This window comes from Atlantibacter hermannii (assembly GCF_009907385.1).
Lineage (GTDB): Bacteria > Pseudomonadota > Gammaproteobacteria > Enterobacterales > Enterobacteriaceae > Atlantibacter > Atlantibacter hermannii_A.
Map to the genome: position 1 here is coordinate 1 of NZ_JAAATR010000117.1, position 16,387 is coordinate 16,387.

The window sequence follows — 16,387 nt, forward strand, 5'->3', positions numbered from 1 at the left end:
GGTTTATCCCCGCTGGCGCGGGGAACACATACCAGCTTGACCGCTGCGCCGCTCCCTGCCCGGTTTATCCCCGCTGGCGCGGGGAACACTTAAACATTGAAGCCGAGCAAAGAGGTTTTTTCGGTTTATCCCCGCTGGCGCGGGGAACACAGGCGTGCCCGTTCGGTGCCCACGAAACCGCGCGGTTTATCCCCGCTGGCGCGGGGAACACTCTAACGATATTTCTATCGCAGGCAGATTACTCGGTTTATCCCCGCTGGCGCGGGGAACACTATCTCCTGTGTGCCTTGCCCATCCGTATCAGCGGTTTATCCCCGCTGGCGCGGGGAACACTCTTAATGCAGGTTACTGATTTATATAAACATTAACCACTCTTAAAATTCCACCAATTTTTTCAGATTTTTAAAGAACACTATCTTATTGATTTTGTTCAGGAAGGAATGAGACCAACCGAAGCCCGTCCCAGTCTACCGGCATACGCCGGTTCTGGCCGTAAGTTTGGAAGTCAAAGCCTGATTCATTATTTGTGGACCAGGCCATAACAACATTTCCTTCCTCGGCCAAGTGACTAATTTGTTGCCAAATCATCTCGCGTATTTTTTGAGAGGTATCACCCACATATACGCCCGCACGAATTTCAAGTAGCCAGACTGCAAGCCGCCCACGCAGCCGGGGCGGCACATTTTCAGTAACGACGACTAACATAGCCATCAGCCATGGCTCCGGTGACCAATGTCACCTGCTGATACAGGTTCAGGAATCGCTGGCGGTTGCGCATCCGGGAAAGGTGTCGGCAATGGGATTTCTCCGGCCGCCAGCACCTCTTCAATCAGTGGAATTAACCGGGCCAGCGTTTTTTGGCTGCGAAAAATATCCCGGCACGCCAGACGGACATCTTTATCAGGCGTGGAGGTGCCTTTTGCTGCGATCTGGAAGGCGACAGGTACAACACCTTCAAATTTAATGATGTCGGCAATATCGTAGACAAATGATAACGGCTTGCCGGAATGCACAAACCCGATTGCCGGAGCGTAACCCGCCGCGAGTACCGCCGCCTCGGTAATGCCATAAAGACAGGACGTCGCCGCACTGATGCACTGGTTGATAACATCCCCTTTTTCCCAGTCCTTAGGGTCATAACGTCGCCCCTGCCATTTCACACCATAGCGCTTCGCCAGCAGAGAATAAGTCTCTCTGACGCGAACACCTTCGATCCCTCGTAATTGTTCAACCGATCTTCGGGATGGCGCAGGCTCACCGAACCGTAACTCAAACATCTTTCGAACAACTTTTAGACGTAGATCTTCATCCAGCGCCAGTTTCGCCTGATACAAAAGCCGATCGGATCGCGCGCCGCCAGGCTGACCGCTGGAGTACATTCTGACACCCGCCTCGCCAACCCAAACCAGTAGCGTGCCTGTGATGGCAGCAAGACGCACCGCCGCATGGGAAATGCGTGTACCGGGTTCAAGCATGATGCAAGCAACTGAGCCAAGCGGGATATGTGTGCGAATACCGGTTTTATCGACAAGTACAAAAGCACCATCAATAACGTCTATTTGCCCATACTGTAAAAAAATCATTGAGGTGCGATCTTTTAGCGGTATTGGATTGAGTGGAAGGTAAGTCATGACTTACATCCTTTTTACCAATAATAATCCGCACCCCATTGCACGGCTTTTACCTAATCCACGTTTTAATGTTTCCAAAAACAGCGAGGGATCCGTCACCTGCAGATGTCCGCTAAAATCAACGCTACTGAATGAAATCGGCTTATCACCGTTACGCCGGATAAAACGTTGCGACTGATAAGCTACAACGAGTTCTTGCTCGCCAGGAAAACAAAATCCTTTTCGTTCTCCCTGACGAATCAGCCATGCGCAAGCCGCTTCTTGCTGTTTTTGCCACCATTCCTCCGGCGCAACGCCCGCTTTTTTAGCATGGTATTTTGCATCCATCATCACATCGCTGCGAATGCCCTGTCGGGTAACTACTGGATTGGCGCGCAACGAAAAGTGAAGTAATAAACCCTCATATATTTGCGGTTCGAAAGGCTTCGTTTCTACCGTAAAGATATTGTGATGACCCAGAGGGGCGGTTTCAGAAAGCACGTAGAATAGTGCACCTGACTTTCTCGCTTCTTGTCTGAATAAAAACTGGCGCTCCGTTTGATTAGGGAACAGCTGCCATAACCATTGATGACTGGCATAGGCTGGCGCTGTTTGCCATTTCTGTTCCATAGAGGGTACGAGCCTGTCCACATCCAATGTAATACGCGACAGAAACATTATTCGACGTCCTCCATAAATCCTACTCGTTGAGTGCGTGACGTAAATTGCCAGCGCTGTCGACTAAGAGGCTGGTCGCTACGTACTTGCGTTTCTACGCATTTAACGCCCTCAGCGTCCCCTTCCCAATAGCAGATTTTTTTTGCGGATATCTCTGCCAGTTGATGTGAAAAAAGAGGATCGATCGGCATCTGGCTAAAAGCAACGCCCAACGATCCGGCCACTATTTTCGGCGCTAAAGGTAGTGCCAGAGGGCAAGATTTTCGTCCGGCATAAAGTGGAAAAACAGGAAAACGTATAGCCTCTGCGAGCGCCTCAAGGTTATAGGGGGCATCTGGCGTCGCTTTTATCGCAATATGATAATATGCGTCGCATCGGTATTCCCGGAACGAAAGCTGCGTGCCAATGTCATCAGGAGCAAGAGTCAGCTCATCCTTACGGGTGTAATAGATTCGCTTCTTATTTTCTTTGGGCACTTCGATTGTGTGATAGTCCCGTATCCCTTGTTCGTAATAAGATAGAGGGCGAACAGCAAAAAGATAATGCTGATTCAAACGACTTAATCGCTGTTCCTCATCGCGCTTAATACCTAATGCGGCAGCGAGTAATCCCAATAAGGCGGAACGGCTTGGGATTATCGCGCTATGGCGCATCTCCCCCACCGCCGCCTCTCCCCATGAGGCCAGCGGTGCATAGAGCTGGAAAACCAGGTACCTGGACATAAACACTCCTTACTGGCTGATAAAATTCAGTAATTCAGGAAGCGTGCCCTTACCTGACTCCACATTGATTTCGTAACGATGTTCAGCGCATTGACCATAAATCTGATCGAACTTATCGCATTGGTCAGTCAGTCGTTGAATTGCCATTTCCTGAAGCTCATTCCCTCGAACCGGATTAAAAAACGCAACGGCAAGTGAGCGTGGTTGTTTCGCACCTTTCTCAGCTAAGACGTAAGAAGCATAAGCGCGGGAAGCAAAACTGTTTTGTTTACCGGTTGGCGATACCGTCAACGCCGTTTCAGTAAACGCCTTGAGAGTGCGCTGCACCAGTTCTTCATTGTTGTCGAGATTTTCCAGCAACCGATCGCGATCAATGCAGATGTAGCTGTAAAACAGCGCCGACGCGAAGCCCTGATCTCCCATATGCGCAGAGCCAGCGTCGTCTTCTTTACGATTTAAATCATCAACGGCGGTGAAAAAATCCTCCTCCACTGTGACTGCACTAACGCCGATAGCGTGTGCCACCTGGCTTGCTGCCTCAACGTTAAATTTCGGACTGGAGGCTAACATGCGTCCGAATAATGCGATATCCACGCCATGCGCCTGTTCACGTAACAGGTTCAGCTCTTCATCAAGCGGCGCACGTTTCTGCTCGATCAACAGATCAACCAGACGATCGACACAGCGCTGTTCCTCCGGGCTGACATGAACCAGTTGTTCAATGTCATATTTCATCTTTGGATCTTTGGCATTTTTTTCTTCTTTTTTCGGAGCGCCGAACTGTTTAGCAATCGCTAACGCCGCAGTATCAGCAATTTTTCCAAGGCCTGCTTTTTCCATACGCTCAAACACTTCTCTTCCCAAACGGCGGGTTCGTACGCCGATGTGCCCGCTGAGCGCGTCTTCAAAAACCGCTGATGTTCGCCAGGCACGTTTCAAACTTTGTGAAGAAATACGCAGCCTTTCCACGCCGCCCATAATGGCTGTTTTGGGTCGACCGGTATCATCACGGTTAAGGTTCGCAGGCGCATACGCAGTGAGAAGGTGTAACTGGATAAAAGTTGTCATTGTGAAATTCCTTTCATTAATTTTAAATCTGTTATTCCATCGCCAGCAGGTACTCGCTGGCCCAGCGAACGTTGTTACGATTAAACGGATTTATTTCAACGTGTTCAGATTCCTGTCGCGCTTGCCATTCACGCATCCACAAAAAAATCCCGTCAGCCAGCGAGATAATATTTACGCCCTCATCACCACGTAACTTCACCGCCCGAATCAAATGCCGACATAATTCTTCTGGCGTCCTCGCCGCCTGCAATCGTTCAAACCGTGCGCGTGATAAACAGGGCTCACCTTTCTTTTCACCCTGCCCTAATTGCGCAGCAAAACTGTGCGAACCGCGATAAGCACGCACATGCGCAACGACCGACGCGAACATGGCCAGAGAAAAACGATCGATATCCCGCATCACCATGGACTTACTGAAGACGCTAAGCAAGGCGAAGTAGCCATCGGTTGTTAGGGCGCCATACGGCACCGTGCAACGGCGTAATTCTGCACGCCACGCCCGTCCGTTTACCCGTTGAGCGCCCTCATTGCGATAACGCTGCTGCAAACTTTCAAACCAGGTAAGTAATGCATTTTTCGCCTCCGTTGAGATGATGATGCGTTCTTTAGCCGTATCGATATCAAGCACTGGCGGCCTCCTTCCTTTCGGTGGTTATATCCTGTAATGACTTGAGTGATTTTTGGCGAGTAAACTCTTTTGCCAATTTACGACGCGCTGTCACAATTCGAGTAAGCTCAACGGTAAAATCCGGATTTGTGAGCGCCGAGCGATCAAACGCATCGAAGATGTAGTGTTGTAAATCCGTCATCCAGCAGCGTAAGGCCTCCCGCGCCTGCGGCTGCAGGGTATCAGGCGTTTCGGTAAGCTGTTGCCAGAGCTGACGAAAAGCGGGTTCGGTTTGCTGCCAAAATGCAAGATCGATCGCGCTATAATTACCTTTGGCTTCACTCGGCATTTCAAACCAGGCCTCTTTAAGGGCGGTTTTTAACAGTGACAGAGAATTTATCGCTAGCTGCCCTGCAAGCTGTAAATTCCTTTCCAGATATTCTGCGTCAAGCCGGCTTAACGCAGATACCGGCAGCCGATGTTCATACCAGCAACGCGCTTTTGCGTTATCCATATCAAAACCAAAACACCACAGCCGGGTTTTTACGCCTGAAATATTCCGAACAACGCTGGCGGGAACAGTCCGGTTGAATTTGTCTGCTGTTTTTACCACCAGTCCCAGCCAGTCTTTATAAACCAGTCCTCCGGGCTGACCTTTTAGCGGGATCCAGCTTGCTCCATCATCTTTAAGCGCCTGACGGTATGGCGATAAAGGATGCCGCCAACCGTCATACTGAACGCCATAGTTTTTACTGAGAATTTGCGTCAGCAAAGCTGAATGAAACTCACCGCATAAGTCACAATTACCGGTCTCGGTATGCGTAAAGTCGATCTCCAGACGACGCGGCATTCCCCAATACGCCTGAAGCGGATGGGCATTTTCCGGCGTGGTGATGTTTTTCGGGCTTTCACTACTACGAGTTTCAGCAAGCCAGGGGAATATCAACGGGTATTGTCCGCTATCAATAGACGTCTCATCAGGCAGAACATTCAGCCACAGCTTTCGCCAGAGAGGCTGGCCATCATCTTGCGGCGCCATCAGGGTCGTCATCGGCCCGCCGCCGCGCATACTGACGCGAAATCCTGCGCCCCCGGCGGGTGAATTCGTCTGGACGGTATAAAGCGCCATGGCGGTACAGTGAGGACAAAATCGCTGATAGCTAGCACGCTTGATGAAATGATCTTTATTGAGCTTTTGGGTATTTCCGCCCGGCGCGTCAATAAGCAGGCCTGCGATGGAACTGTTGTCTACCGCAAGGGTGGAGAAATCCTGTAAGAACGCTGGTTTTTCGGGGCCAAAATGAAATGCTGGCGACAGATTTTGTAAGGACTGCTGTAAGTCAGCCTCATCAAAACCTTCGTCCCAGATATTCTCCCATGCTTCATCATCTTCGGGCGGGCAGGCTGTCTGAAGCAATCCAATCAGGAATTGATACGCCGCGCCCTGAAAATCAGCGCGCGGCCAGGCAAGATCGATAATGGTTTCATCAGCAAGTTGTAACGGCGAAATTTTTCTGCGCTTCCCTTCACGATCGATGACGGGTAGCCAGGCTTCTGATAGTAGCGAAAACATATTATCTCCTTTAATACCCCTTCCCTGGGGTCAGGGAATTCTTAATTCATCAGTCAAAACATGGCGTTCAAAACCGTTCCCGCGTCAGCGGGGATTAACTTCCAGACCCCATTTGACGCTGTAATATTCAGACGTTTTGTCATCGTCCAAGAGCAGCACCTGGGCACCCGGCCGATGGATTTTTTTACGGAAGGCTTCCAGCGCCTCACCGGATAAACACCGTATCTTTTTCTCCATCTTTTTCCATTGCGTAAGACGGATCTGTAATCGGCTTTGCTCCCAGGGAAAGGAAGTATGGTTGGCATAAGGTTGCAGCTCCCCAGACGCTTCCCGCCAGGCAAGGAAAAGCTCCACGCTTTCATCGCTTAAACGGGTCGACAACTCAATATCCTTCTTCCATAAAAAATCGCTTGCCTCGCAAACATAGCCCTTTTCCGGCTTGATAAGACTCTGCGCTGCGCCCGCGCGCTGAGTAAATATTCTCGCCCACGCCATATCCTCGCTACGTTGCAAGCCGGAGGGGGCATCTACACTATCGCCATATACAGTCTCAACAAGCTGTCGCGCCTCGTCAGGCATGCGAATCGCCCGATGCTCACGTAATACATACTGGGTTCGCCACAAACAAGCGTGATTTTGATACACCGTCGCCGTGCCTCTCAACGCTTCGCCTGGCCAATTGTTATGCGGTTCCGGTTGCCACTCTGGCGCCAAAATATGCAACACTGGCGGTTTACGTTTTTGCCTTAGATGACGTTGCAACCGACCAGCTCGTTGAATCAGTAAGTCTATAGGAGCGAGATCGGTAATCATCATGTCAAAATCGATATCGAGGCTTTGCTCCACGACCTGGGTGGCGATCAAAACCTTGCCGCTGCGTTGCGCCTCAGTACTGCCTTTGCCAAACCATTCCAGTACTTTTTCTTCAATCGCCATACGATCGCAAAAAGCAAAACGGCTATGAAACAGCAACAGATTTTCAGGCGCTACCACCCCCGAATGAGCAAGCTTCTGCCAGGTTTCTATCGCCTCATCAACGGTATTGCGGATCCAACAGATACACTGCCCATCGCTGACGGCCTCAGAAATCAACACCCGCGCTTGCTCAGGTTCGGTAAGCCACGCGACATCGACATGGCGTTTAACCTGCGCCCGCGTTTCAACATAGCTTTCATCCAGCCCTTGTGAATGAAGATGCGACAACCAGGGGTAAGCCGCTTGCAAATCAGGCGGAGTGAGCGCAAAACCCGCACCACGCTGATAAGCACTGAGCAATTTCTCACGTAGTGAAAAGGGCAGCGTCGCACTAAGAATTATCGCGCTGCCGCCAAGTGAGGCGTGGAACGTGAGTAAACCTTCCAGCAGCTTAACCATATACGCGTCATAGGCATGGACTTCATCCAGTATTAGCAACTTACGGTAAAGCCCAAGCACTCTTAGTGATTGATGGCGAAACGGCATCGCGGCCATTAGTACTTGATCCAGCGTTCCCACCCCTGCTTCAGCTAAGAGTGCTTTCTTACGTGAATCGGCAAACCAATAATTGCATTCACTAGTGGCGGCGGCTTCATCCCGCATATAACTATTCTGACCCTGATTAACAGCGTGCCAGACCGACTCACTAAACGCGGCAGACATCTCACGCGCGCCGTGCGCTAATACCAGGGACGGGCGATTCCCTGGCTGAAATAACGCCCGGTAAGCGTATCCCATTCTCTGAAACATGGCATTGGCCGTAGCCATAGTCGGCAAACCAATGTAGACGCTGTCCGCCTTGTTCACAGCCATCATGCGATGCGCAAGAATTAGCGCCGCCTCCGTTTTACCGGCGCCGGTCACATCTTCCAGCACAATCAACTGTGGGCCAGGTTGACTTATATCTAGCGCTATTGCTTTTTGTTGCAGCGGCGTGGGGCAATCAATGAAAGGGAATAGCGTATGAAAATGTGAATATTCAGCGACGTGTGAAGTTGGAGGGAGACGTAAGACAGCGTCATGCGCGTTGGCTAATGTCTTCTGCCAATAGGTATTGATATCCTGCGGCGCTGAAACATAAGGAAAAACCAGTTGGTTTGACCCCAACCAGTCCGCCAGTACCGTTAAGCCCGCTATAAGCCAACTTTGCGTTTTAAATTGAGTAATCCATTGCTTATCCATAAAACAGGAGGGTAAAGATTCGATACTGAAAAGGTGCCGTAATTCTTCCACCCACTGCTCAGCGGCAAACATATCTTCAGGCACAAAAGCCAATAAACCATCCGCCTTCGGATCAGGTGGTTCACCGTGATGCCCGGTCATTATCTTCAACCAGAGGTTCAATGATGCTTTATATTTCTTGCTATTGACCGTTTCAGGAAGAAATGGCGCCTCATCCTCTGTCCAGCGATGCCAAAAAAAATCCTGCCATAACCAATAGCCCAACGTATCGTGCCGCTCAATATAAGTTCTTCCGCTAATAGCCGGAACTAAATCGGGGCAATGATGCGTATAAAGGCTCTGAAAACCTCGCGCAAATTTCCCGATATCATGCCAACCCAGGAAATAAGCAAACCAACGCGCCGCCTCGTCGCGATTAAAACCAAGTTGACGAAAGATATCTGCTGAATGAAAACGATTCTGCATAACCATCTGATAGCCGCAGGCCGCGACATCGAGGGCATGAAAAACCAGTAAATGGCATTTATCGCCGTGCATCTCAGGTTGGTTATGCGCTTTACCCCAATAATGAAAATATTTTTTTATTGTAGACATGCCCGTACCCGCTCACGATGTGGGGTGAATTAATTTCTCTCTGATTTGAAAGTGAATTTTTGATAAGTATCAAACAAATATAATTTAAAAAGTAAATCATGAAAGCTCTTTTTTTACCTCTCATTGTACGTCACTGATATCGAAATTTACCGTTATATAAATCTTAGAGAATAACTATATATTCCTGAAAACCCATTCTTTGTTAATAAGCGTCAATCACACCTTGACCTTCCCCTTGATGGAAGGTTTACCCTTCTATAACGTCACCAAAGCCAATCAGCTTTGGCTCACCGAGAAGGAGTTTCACCATGTCTCATACGATTGATCTCACCCTGGATGGCTTGTCCTGCGGCCATTGCGTTAAACGAGTAAAAGAAAGTCTGGAAAAGCGCCCTGATGTTGACACCGCTGAAGTCACCATTACTTCCGCTCAGGTCACCGGCAGCGCGTCTGCCGAGGCGTTAATCGACACCATAAAAGAAGCCGGATACGGGGCGGAGTTAAGCCACCCAAAGGCTGATCCGCTGGCAGAGTCATCAATCCCGTCGGAAGCACTGACAGCGGCGCCCACCTCGCTTCCGGCAGACGCGTCGTACGATGACAGCCAACAGCTGCTGATCGACGGCATGAGCTGCGCCAGTTGCGTAAGCCGGGTGCAAAACGCGCTGTCCGGCGTGCCCGGCGTGACCCAGGCACGGGTGAATCTTGCGGAGCGCACCGCGTTAGTCATGGGTAGCGCTTCCGCAAGCGAATTAATCAGCGCGGTTGAGAAAGCCGGATACGGCGCTGAAGCGATTGAAGATGATAACGAGCGCCGCGAGCGCCAGCAGCAAACCGCCCAGGCGGCAATGAAACGCTTTCGCTGGCAATCCGCCCTCGCGCTGGCGGTGGGCGTGCCGGTGATGATCTGGGGCATGTTCGGCGACAATATGATGGTCACCGAGGACAACCGCACATTGTGGCTGGTTATCGGCGCGATCACCCTGGGCGTGATTATTTTCGCGGGCGGCCATTTTTATCGCAGCGCCTGGAAAAGCCTGATGAACGGCACCGCGACCATGGATACGCTGGTGGCGCTCGGCACCGGGGCCGCCTGGCTCTACTCCATGAGCGTCAACCTGTGGCCGCAGTGGTTCCCGATGGAAGCACGCCATCTTTACTACGAAGCCAGCGCCATGATTATCGGCTTGATTAACCTCGGCCATATGCTGGAAGCCCGGGCGCGCCAGCGGTCGTCGAAGGCGCTGGAACGGCTGCTTGACCTCACGCCGCCTACCGCGCGCGTGGTCACCGAAAACGGCGAACAAACCCTGCCGCTGGCGGAAGTGCAGCCTGGCATGACGCTGCGCCTGACCACCGGCGATCGCGTTCCGGTCGATGGCGAAATCACCGAGGGTGAAGCCTGGTTTGATGAGGCGATGCTGACCGGCGAGCCGATCCCGCAACAAAAAAGCGTCAGCGAGAGCGTCCACGCCGGGACCGTGGTGCAGGATGGCAGTGTGCTGTTCCGCGCCAGCGCGGTCGGCAACCATACCACCCTGTCGCGCATTATTCGCATGGTGCGCCAGGCGCAGAGCAGTAAACCGGAAATCGGCAAACTCGCCGACCGTATTTCAGCGGTGTTTGTCCCGATCGTGGTGCTGATTGCGCTGCTCAGCGGCGCTATCTGGTTCTTCTTCGGCCCGGCCCCGCAAATCGTGTATACCCTGGTGATCACCACCACGGTACTGATCATCGCCTGCCCTTGCGCGCTGGGCCTGGCAACGCCGATGTCGATTATCTCCGGCGTAGGCCGCGCCGCCGAGTTTGGCGCGCTGGTGCGCGATGCCGATGCGCTGCAACGCGCCAGCACCCTCGACACGGTCGTGTTCGATAAAACCGGCACGCTGACTGAAGGCAAGCCGCAGGTAGTGGCCGTGGTGGTGGCCGGTGGCGTTGACGAGCAGCAGGCGGTGCGTCTGGCCGCCGCGCTGGAACAGGGTTCCAGCCACCCGCTGGCGCGCGCCATCCTTGATAAGGCTGCGTCGATGTCGCTGCCCCCGGTGAACGGATTTCGTACCCTGCGCGGGCTGGGCGTCAGCGGCGAAACCGAAGGCCATTCGTTATTGCTGGGCAACCAGGCGCTGCTGCACGAACAGCAGGTCGATACCCGCGAACTGGATGCGGAAATCGAACGCCAGGCCCGGCAAGGCGCGACCCCGGTGCTGCTCGCCATTGACGGTAAGGCCGCTGCGCTGCTGGCCATCCGCGATCCGCTGCGCGAAGACAGCCGCGACGCGCTGGCCCGTCTGCATCGCGAGGGCTATCGTCTGGTGATGTTAACCGGCGACAACGCCATCACCGCTCAGGCCATCGCCAAAGAAGCGGGTATTGATGAGGTGATTGCCGGCGTGCTGCCGGATGGCAAAGCGGAGGCGATTGCCAGACTGCAACGCGAAGGCCGTCAGGTGGCGATGGTCGGTGACGGGATTAACGACGCCCCTGCGCTGGCCCAGGCGGATGTCGGTATCGCCATGGGCGGCGGCAGCGATGTGGCGATTGAAACCGCCGCCATCACGCTGATGCGCCACAGCCTGATGGGCGTCGCCGATGCGCTGGCGATTTCCAAAGCCACGCTGCGCAATATGAAGCAAAACCTGCTGGGCGCGTTTATCTACAACACGCTGGGCATCCCGATTGCCGCCGGTATCCTGTGGCCGCTGACCGGGACGCTGTTAAACCCGGTGGTCGCCGGCGCGGCGATGGCGCTGTCGTCGATTACCGTGGTAAGCAACGCCAACCGCCTGTTGCGCTTTAAACCCAAAGCCTGATGATTCGCCCGGGAGCCTCTCCCGGGCGGATTTGCACCTTTCCGTACAGCGCGTTAGCATGAGTTCTTTTACCGGGAACGCATTTATGGGCTTGTTCGACCGTCTGCGCGCACTGCTGGGGAGCTTTGCCCCCGCCAATCCCTGGCCCGCCATCGACATGACGCTGCCCGGAAAACGCCACCTCCACCTCGTCGGCAGCATCCATATGGGCACAAAGGATATGTCGCCGCTTTCAGCGCGCCTGGTTGAAAAAGTGCGCCGCGCCGATGCGTTGATCGTCGAAGCGGATATCCGCGAAGGCGGTTCACCGTTCGGCTTTGATCAGGCTGAACGCACGCTGGCCGAGCGTCTGGATGCGTCCAGCCTTGAGCAAATTGAAAAAATCGCCAGCGAACTGTCCATTCCTCTCGCGCGTCTGGATCATCAGCCAGCCTGGCAGGTGGCGTTAATGTTACAGGCTCATCAGGCGCAAAGCCTCGGGTTGCGCCCTGAATACGGCATCGACTATCAACTGTTGCAGGCCGCTCAGGCCAATAACACCCGGGTCATGGAGCTGGAAGGCGCGGACAGCCAGATTGCCCTGCTGCGCCAGTTGCCTGAACAGGGGCTGGGGTTGCTGCAGGACACCCTCACCCACTGGCATACCAACGCCCGGCTCTTACAGTTAATGATTGGCTGGTGGCTCGGTAATCCGCCGCGCGACAGCCACGTCTCGCTGCCCAACACCTTCGCGCACGATCTTTATGACGTGCTGATGCATCAGCGCAACCAGGCATGGTGCGAATTTCTACATCATCTCCCGCCAGGCCGTTACGTGGTGGCGGTGGGCGCGCTGCATCTGTATGGCGAAGGGAATGTACCCGCGCTGCTGAAGAACCCGTAGCGGATGCGCAATTTTGTTCTATTTTTCCGCTGCCTTAGCTTTTAACCTTTTCTGATGACTGAACCACAATCAGGTAATTACCATGACACCCGCGGTCAAACTGCTCGAAAAAAACAAAATTGCCTTCAAAATTCACGCCTACGATCACGATCCCCATGACACCAATTTTGGCGACGAGGCGGTGCGCAAACTGGGGCTGAATGCCGACCAGGTCTATAAAACGCTGCTGGTATCAATAAATGGCGACGGCAAGCAGCTGGCGGTGGCGGTTACCCCGGTCGCCACGCAGCTGGATTTGAAAAAAGTCGCCAAAGCGCTGGGCGCCAAGAAAGTGGATATGGCCGACCCGATGGTGGCGCAGCGCACCACCGGGTATCTGGTGGGCGGTATCAGCCCGTTAGGCCAGAAAAAACGTCTGCCGACGCTGATTGACGCGCCCGCGCAGGGCTTTCCGGGCATCTATATTTCCGGCGGCAAGCGCGGCCTGGATATCGAACTGGCCCCGGAGGATCTGGCGTCGCTACTCAACGCCACCTTTGCGGATATCGCCCGTCGCGATTAGCGCCCATAAAAAAACCGGGGCTGCTTCGCCCCGGTTCGCTGTGGATTATTTCCAGTTCACGTCGCCTTTCGGTTCATACGCATTCACATCCAGCGGCGAGTTTTGTTGGATGTACTGTTTCAGCACTTCCGCATCAATAAATCCGGTATTCACATAGCCCGGCTGGTTATCGATTTGCGGATAGCCGTCGCCGCCCGTGGCGTTAAAGCTCAGCGTCGCCATGCGGTAGGTTTTGTTCGGATCGATCGGTTCGCCTTTGATTTTCAGGTCGCTCAGGCTCCCGCCCGAGGCACTAAAACTCACGTTGGCAAACTGCGGATAGGCCCCGGAATCCGGTTTTTTCTGCGCCACGGCGGTGAGATAGTCCACCACGGCTTTGCCGGGCATATCGATATACACCAGGGTATTGCCGAACGGCTGGACCTTGAGCACATCTTTATAAGTAATGTCGCCCGCTTCAATTGAATCGCGAATGCCGCCGCCGCTCATTACCGCGAAATCGGCTTCGGTACGCGCCATCTGCGCCGCCAGGATCAGGTGGCCGAGGTTGGTCTGCACGAAGCGAACTTTGCTGCGGTCCCCTTCCAGGTGCCCGTTGACGTTGCCGATGTTCACCTCAAGCTGCGCTTTGCCCTTGCTCTGGAACGGCGACAGCAGCGAGAGCATTTTCTGATTCTCGGCGATTTCCGGCGTGTAAAGAATGCGCTCGCTTTTGCCGTTATCCCAGGTGACTTTTTTCTTCAGGTTCACCGGGATCAGCTGATAATTCACCAGCTTCATCTCGCCGTTGCGGAATTCAAAATCCGCGCGGCCTACGTATTTGCCCCATTCATGGGCCTGAACAATCCAGATGCCGTTCTGGCGATCCGGCGCGCACGGCGTGCCCGGCACATAATCCCGCTGCTTTTTATTTTCCGCCGCCATGCAGACCGGATCCTGCGAATGACCGCCGACAATCATTGCCAGCGCGCCTTTCGGCAGGCTGCGCGCCATTTCCACATCGCCCGGCGCGTTAGAGCCGTGATCACCGTTATCGTAGTGCCCCATATGGGTAGTGGCGATAATCACATCCGGCTTTTCGGTTTGCTGTAGTTCCTGGATCACCAGCTTCGCTTCTTCCGCCGGTTTGCGGAATTCGATATCAGTGAAGAATTCCGGGTTGCCGATTTTCGCGGTGTCGTCGGTGGTCAGGCCGATGACCGCGATGTTCAAATCCTGGCGTTTAAACAGCGCCCAGGGTTTAAACAGCCGCTCACCGGTGCTTTTCTGGTAAATATTGGCGGAGAGGAACGGGAATTTCGCCCACTTTTCCTGCTGGCGTAGCACGGTAAGCGGATTATCAAATTCATGGTTGCCGACGGCCATCGCATCGTAGCCAATCAGATTCATGCCGCGGAAATCGGGCTCGGCGTCCTGCAAATCGGATTCCGGCACCCCGGTATTAATATCGCCGCCGGAAAGTAACAGCACGCTGCCGCCCTGTTCGGCGACCTGCTGACGAATACTGTCCACCAGCGTTTTCTGTGCGGCAAGGCCATATTCGCCGTATTCGTTACGCCAGAAATGACCGTGATGATCGTTGGTGTGAAGGATAGTAATTTTATATGTTTTATCCTGCTCGTAGGCCTGCGCGGTCGCGCTCAGCATGCCCATTGCCGTAAACAAGGCCAGTGCCAGGCCGGATTTGGCTAACCCCATGTCAACGCTCCCTTTAGAAATCATTTAAATCCACAACAGTATAATCGCAGGCCATCCTGAACCACGAGCTTTTCAGATTTGCGGCTTTCCTCGGTTCAGGATGCGCGGTATGTTAGCGGAGTAACTATTCTCCGCATGGATAATTACCTGCGTTATCCGCTAATAATAAAATCATTTTTTTTGGAATCTATGGCATGAGTGAACAAACCCAGTCGATAACCGGGCAACCGGCATCGCCGCCGAAAAGCCGCACGTCGTTCGGCATTTTAGGCGCAATCAGCCTTTCGCATTTATTAAACGATATGATCCAGTCGCTGATCCTGGCGCTGTATCCGCTATTGCAGGCTGAATTTACCCTGAGCTTTGTACAGATCGGGATGATTACCCTGACCTTCCAGCTCACCTCGTCGCTGCTGCAACCCGTGGTCGGTCACTATACCGATAAATACCCGATGCCCTGGTCGCTGCCGATAGGTATGTGCTTTACCCTGTGCGGACTGGTGCTGTTGGCGATGGCGGGCAGTTTCCCGATGGTACTGCTGGCGGCGGCGCTGGTCGGCACCGGTTCGTCGGTGTTCCACCCGGAATCCTCCCGCGTGGCGCGCATGGCCTCCGGCGGTCGACATGGCCTGGCGCAGTCGCTGTTCCAGGTCGGCGGCAACTTCGGCAGCTCTCTCGGCCCGCTGCTGGCGGCCATCATTATCGCGCCGTACGGCAAAGGCAATGTGGGCTGGTTTGTGCTGGCCGCGCTGCTGGCGATTGTGGTGCTGGCGCAGGTTAGCCGCTGGTACGCCGCGCAGCATCGGCTGGCTAAAAGCCGCCCGGCGGTGAAAATTGAAAATCCGCTGCCGCGCCCGCAGGTAATTCAGGCGATAAGCGTGCTGCTGATCCTGATTTTCTCGAAGTACTTTTATATGGCGAGCATCAGCAGCTACTTCACCTTTTACCTGATGGAGAAGTTCAGCCTGTCGGTGCAAAGCGCCCAGCTACACCTGTTCGGATTTTTGTTCGCGGTGGCGGCGGGCACCGTCATCGGCGGGCCGGTGGGCGATAAGATTGGTCGCAAACTGGTCATCTGGGGTTCCATCCTCGGCGTCGCGCCCTTTACACTGATCCTGCCTTACGCCAACTTATGGTGGACGGGAGTGTTGACGGGCATCATCGGCTTTATTCTGGCCTCGGCGTTTTCGGCCATTCTGGTGTATGCCCAGGAATTGATGCCGGGGCGCATTGGAATGGTTTCCGGGCTGTTCTTCGGCTTCGCCTTCGGCATGGGAGGGCTTGGCGCAGCGGTGCTTGGCTTCGTCGCTGACCAGACCAGTATTTTTCTGGTTTATAAAATCTGCGCTTTCCTGCCTCTCTTGGGGATACTGACGGTATTCCTGCCGGATACTCGCCGTAAAGCGTAACGCAACGCGGCCAAAG

Annotated in this window: 13 protein-coding genes and 1 CRISPR repeat array; of the genes, 4 read left to right on the forward strand and 9 right to left on the reverse strand. The window is 53.7% G+C overall.

What is annotated here, in order from left to right; all coding sequences use genetic code 11:
* Positions 1-60: 60 nt before the first annotated feature.
* A CRISPR array of direct repeats spans positions 61-333; the repeat unit is 29 nt; unit sequence CGGTTTATCCCCGCTGGCGCGGGGAACAC.
* A gap of 84 nt (positions 334-417) precedes the next feature.
* The 8 genes from cas2e to cas3 form a co-directional block, all read right to left on the reverse strand.
* Positions 418-711 carry a type I-E CRISPR-associated endoribonuclease Cas2e gene (gene cas2e / locus GV764_RS21625; protein WP_161662175.1) on the reverse strand — a complete coding sequence of 98 codons (294 nt, stop codon included), beginning with the start codon at positions 709-711 and terminating at the stop codon, positions 418-420.
* Positions 711-1,631 carry a type I-E CRISPR-associated endonuclease Cas1e gene (gene cas1e, locus GV764_RS21630; RefSeq protein ID WP_161662177.1) on the reverse strand — a complete coding sequence of 307 codons (921 nt, stop codon included), beginning with the start codon at positions 1,629-1,631 and terminating at the stop codon, positions 711-713. The genes cas2e and cas1e overlap by 1 nt, the downstream gene beginning before the upstream one ends.
* 3 nt (positions 1,632-1,634) lie before the next feature.
* The gene (gene cas6e, locus GV764_RS21635) at positions 1,635-2,288 is read right to left on the reverse strand and encodes a type I-E CRISPR-associated protein Cas6/Cse3/CasE (protein ID WP_161662179.1); all 654 of its coding nucleotides are present in this window, start codon (positions 2,286-2,288) and stop codon (positions 1,635-1,637) included.
* A complete protein-coding gene (cas5e, locus tag GV764_RS21640; protein WP_161662181.1) occupies positions 2,288-3,010 on the reverse strand; it encodes a type I-E CRISPR-associated protein Cas5/CasD in 723 nt (240 codons plus the stop codon). Before cas5e ends, cas6e begins: the two co-directional genes overlap by 1 nt.
* A 9-nt stretch (positions 3,011-3,019) precedes the next feature.
* On the reverse strand, positions 3,020-4,078 hold the full coding sequence (gene cas7e / locus GV764_RS21645; RefSeq protein WP_161662183.1) for a type I-E CRISPR-associated protein Cas7/Cse4/CasC: 1,059 nt from the start codon (positions 4,076-4,078) through the stop codon (positions 3,020-3,022).
* A 31-nt stretch (positions 4,079-4,109) separates the two neighbouring features.
* Entirely contained in the window at positions 4,110-4,706 is a 597-nt protein-coding gene (casB, locus tag GV764_RS21650) for a type I-E CRISPR-associated protein Cse2/CasB (protein WP_161662185.1), read from the reverse strand.
* The gene (gene casA / locus GV764_RS21655; RefSeq protein WP_161662187.1) at positions 4,699-6,258 is read right to left on the reverse strand and encodes a type I-E CRISPR-associated protein Cse1/CasA; all 1,560 of its coding nucleotides are present in this window, start codon (positions 6,256-6,258) and stop codon (positions 4,699-4,701) included. The genes casB and casA overlap by 8 nt, the downstream gene beginning before the upstream one ends.
* 84 nt (positions 6,259-6,342) lie before the next feature.
* Positions 6,343-9,009 (reverse strand): CRISPR-associated helicase Cas3', encoded by a 2,667-nt coding sequence (cas3, locus tag GV764_RS21660; protein ID WP_161662189.1) that lies wholly within the window; start codon positions 9,007-9,009, stop codon positions 6,343-6,345.
* 308 nt (positions 9,010-9,317) lie between these two features.
* Between cas3 and copA the strand changes: the two genes are divergently transcribed.
* The 3 genes from copA to ybaK all read left to right on the forward strand — a co-directional run bounded on the left by copA (position 9,318) and on the right by ybaK (position 13,264).
* Positions 9,318-11,819: a copper-exporting P-type ATPase CopA gene (gene copA, locus GV764_RS21665; protein ID WP_161662191.1), complete on the forward strand. Its 2,502-nt coding sequence runs from the start codon at positions 9,318-9,320 to the stop codon at positions 11,817-11,819.
* Positions 11,820-11,904: 85 nt separating this feature from the next.
* Positions 11,905-12,702, forward strand: coding sequence for a TraB/GumN family protein (locus tag GV764_RS21670; protein ID WP_161662193.1), 798 nt, complete (start codon positions 11,905-11,907; stop codon positions 12,700-12,702).
* 82 nt (positions 12,703-12,784) lie between these two features.
* Positions 12,785-13,264, forward strand: coding sequence for a Cys-tRNA(Pro)/Cys-tRNA(Cys) deacylase YbaK (gene ybaK, locus GV764_RS21675; protein WP_161662195.1), 480 nt, complete (start codon positions 12,785-12,787; stop codon positions 13,262-13,264).
* Between the two features lie 45 nt (positions 13,265-13,309).
* Here ybaK and ushA read toward each other — a convergent pair whose 3' ends face one another.
* Entirely contained in the window at positions 13,310-14,962 is a 1,653-nt protein-coding gene (ushA, locus tag GV764_RS21680; protein WP_161662196.1) for a bifunctional UDP-sugar hydrolase/5'-nucleotidase UshA, read from the reverse strand.
* Between the two features lie 194 nt (positions 14,963-15,156).
* Between ushA and GV764_RS21685 the strand changes: the two genes are divergently transcribed.
* Entirely contained in the window at positions 15,157-16,371 is a 1,215-nt protein-coding gene (locus tag GV764_RS21685) for an MFS transporter (RefSeq protein ID WP_125293935.1), read from the forward strand.
* The last annotated feature ends 16 nt before the right edge of the window (positions 16,372-16,387 follow it).

Excerpts from the sequence above, each read along its gene's own strand:
- cas2e (WP_161662175.1), bottom strand. The coding sequence starts at position 711 with ATGGCTATGTTAGTCGTCGTTACTGAAAATGTGCCGCCCCGGCTGCGT.
- casA (WP_161662187.1), bottom strand. The coding sequence starts at position 6,258 with ATGTTTTCGCTACTATCAGAAGCCTGGCTACCCGTCATCGATCGTGAA.
- GV764_RS21685 (WP_125293935.1), top strand. The coding sequence starts at position 15,157 with ATGAGTGAACAAACCCAGTCGATAACCGGGCAACCGGCATCGCCGCCG.
- GV764_RS21670 (WP_161662193.1), top strand. The coding sequence starts at position 11,905 with ATGGGCTTGTTCGACCGTCTGCGCGCACTGCTGGGGAGCTTTGCCCCC.
- cas3 (WP_161662189.1), bottom strand. The coding sequence starts at position 9,009 with ATGTCTACAATAAAAAAATATTTTCATTATTGGGGTAAAGCGCATAAC.
- cas5e (WP_161662181.1), bottom strand. The coding sequence starts at position 3,010 with ATGTCCAGGTACCTGGTTTTCCAGCTCTATGCACCGCTGGCCTCATGG.
- cas1e (WP_161662177.1), bottom strand. The coding sequence starts at position 1,631 with ATGACTTACCTTCCACTCAATCCAATACCGCTAAAAGATCGCACCTCA.
- copA (WP_161662191.1), top strand. The coding sequence starts at position 9,318 with ATGTCTCATACGATTGATCTCACCCTGGATGGCTTGTCCTGCGGCCAT.
- ybaK (WP_161662195.1), top strand. The coding sequence starts at position 12,785 with ATGACACCCGCGGTCAAACTGCTCGAAAAAAACAAAATTGCCTTCAAA.
- ushA (WP_161662196.1), bottom strand. The coding sequence starts at position 14,962 with ATGGGGTTAGCCAAATCCGGCCTGGCACTGGCCTTGTTTACGGCAATG.
- cas6e (WP_161662179.1), bottom strand. The coding sequence starts at position 2,288 with ATGTTTCTGTCGCGTATTACATTGGATGTGGACAGGCTCGTACCCTCT.
- cas7e (WP_161662183.1), bottom strand. The coding sequence starts at position 4,078 with ATGACAACTTTTATCCAGTTACACCTTCTCACTGCGTATGCGCCTGCG.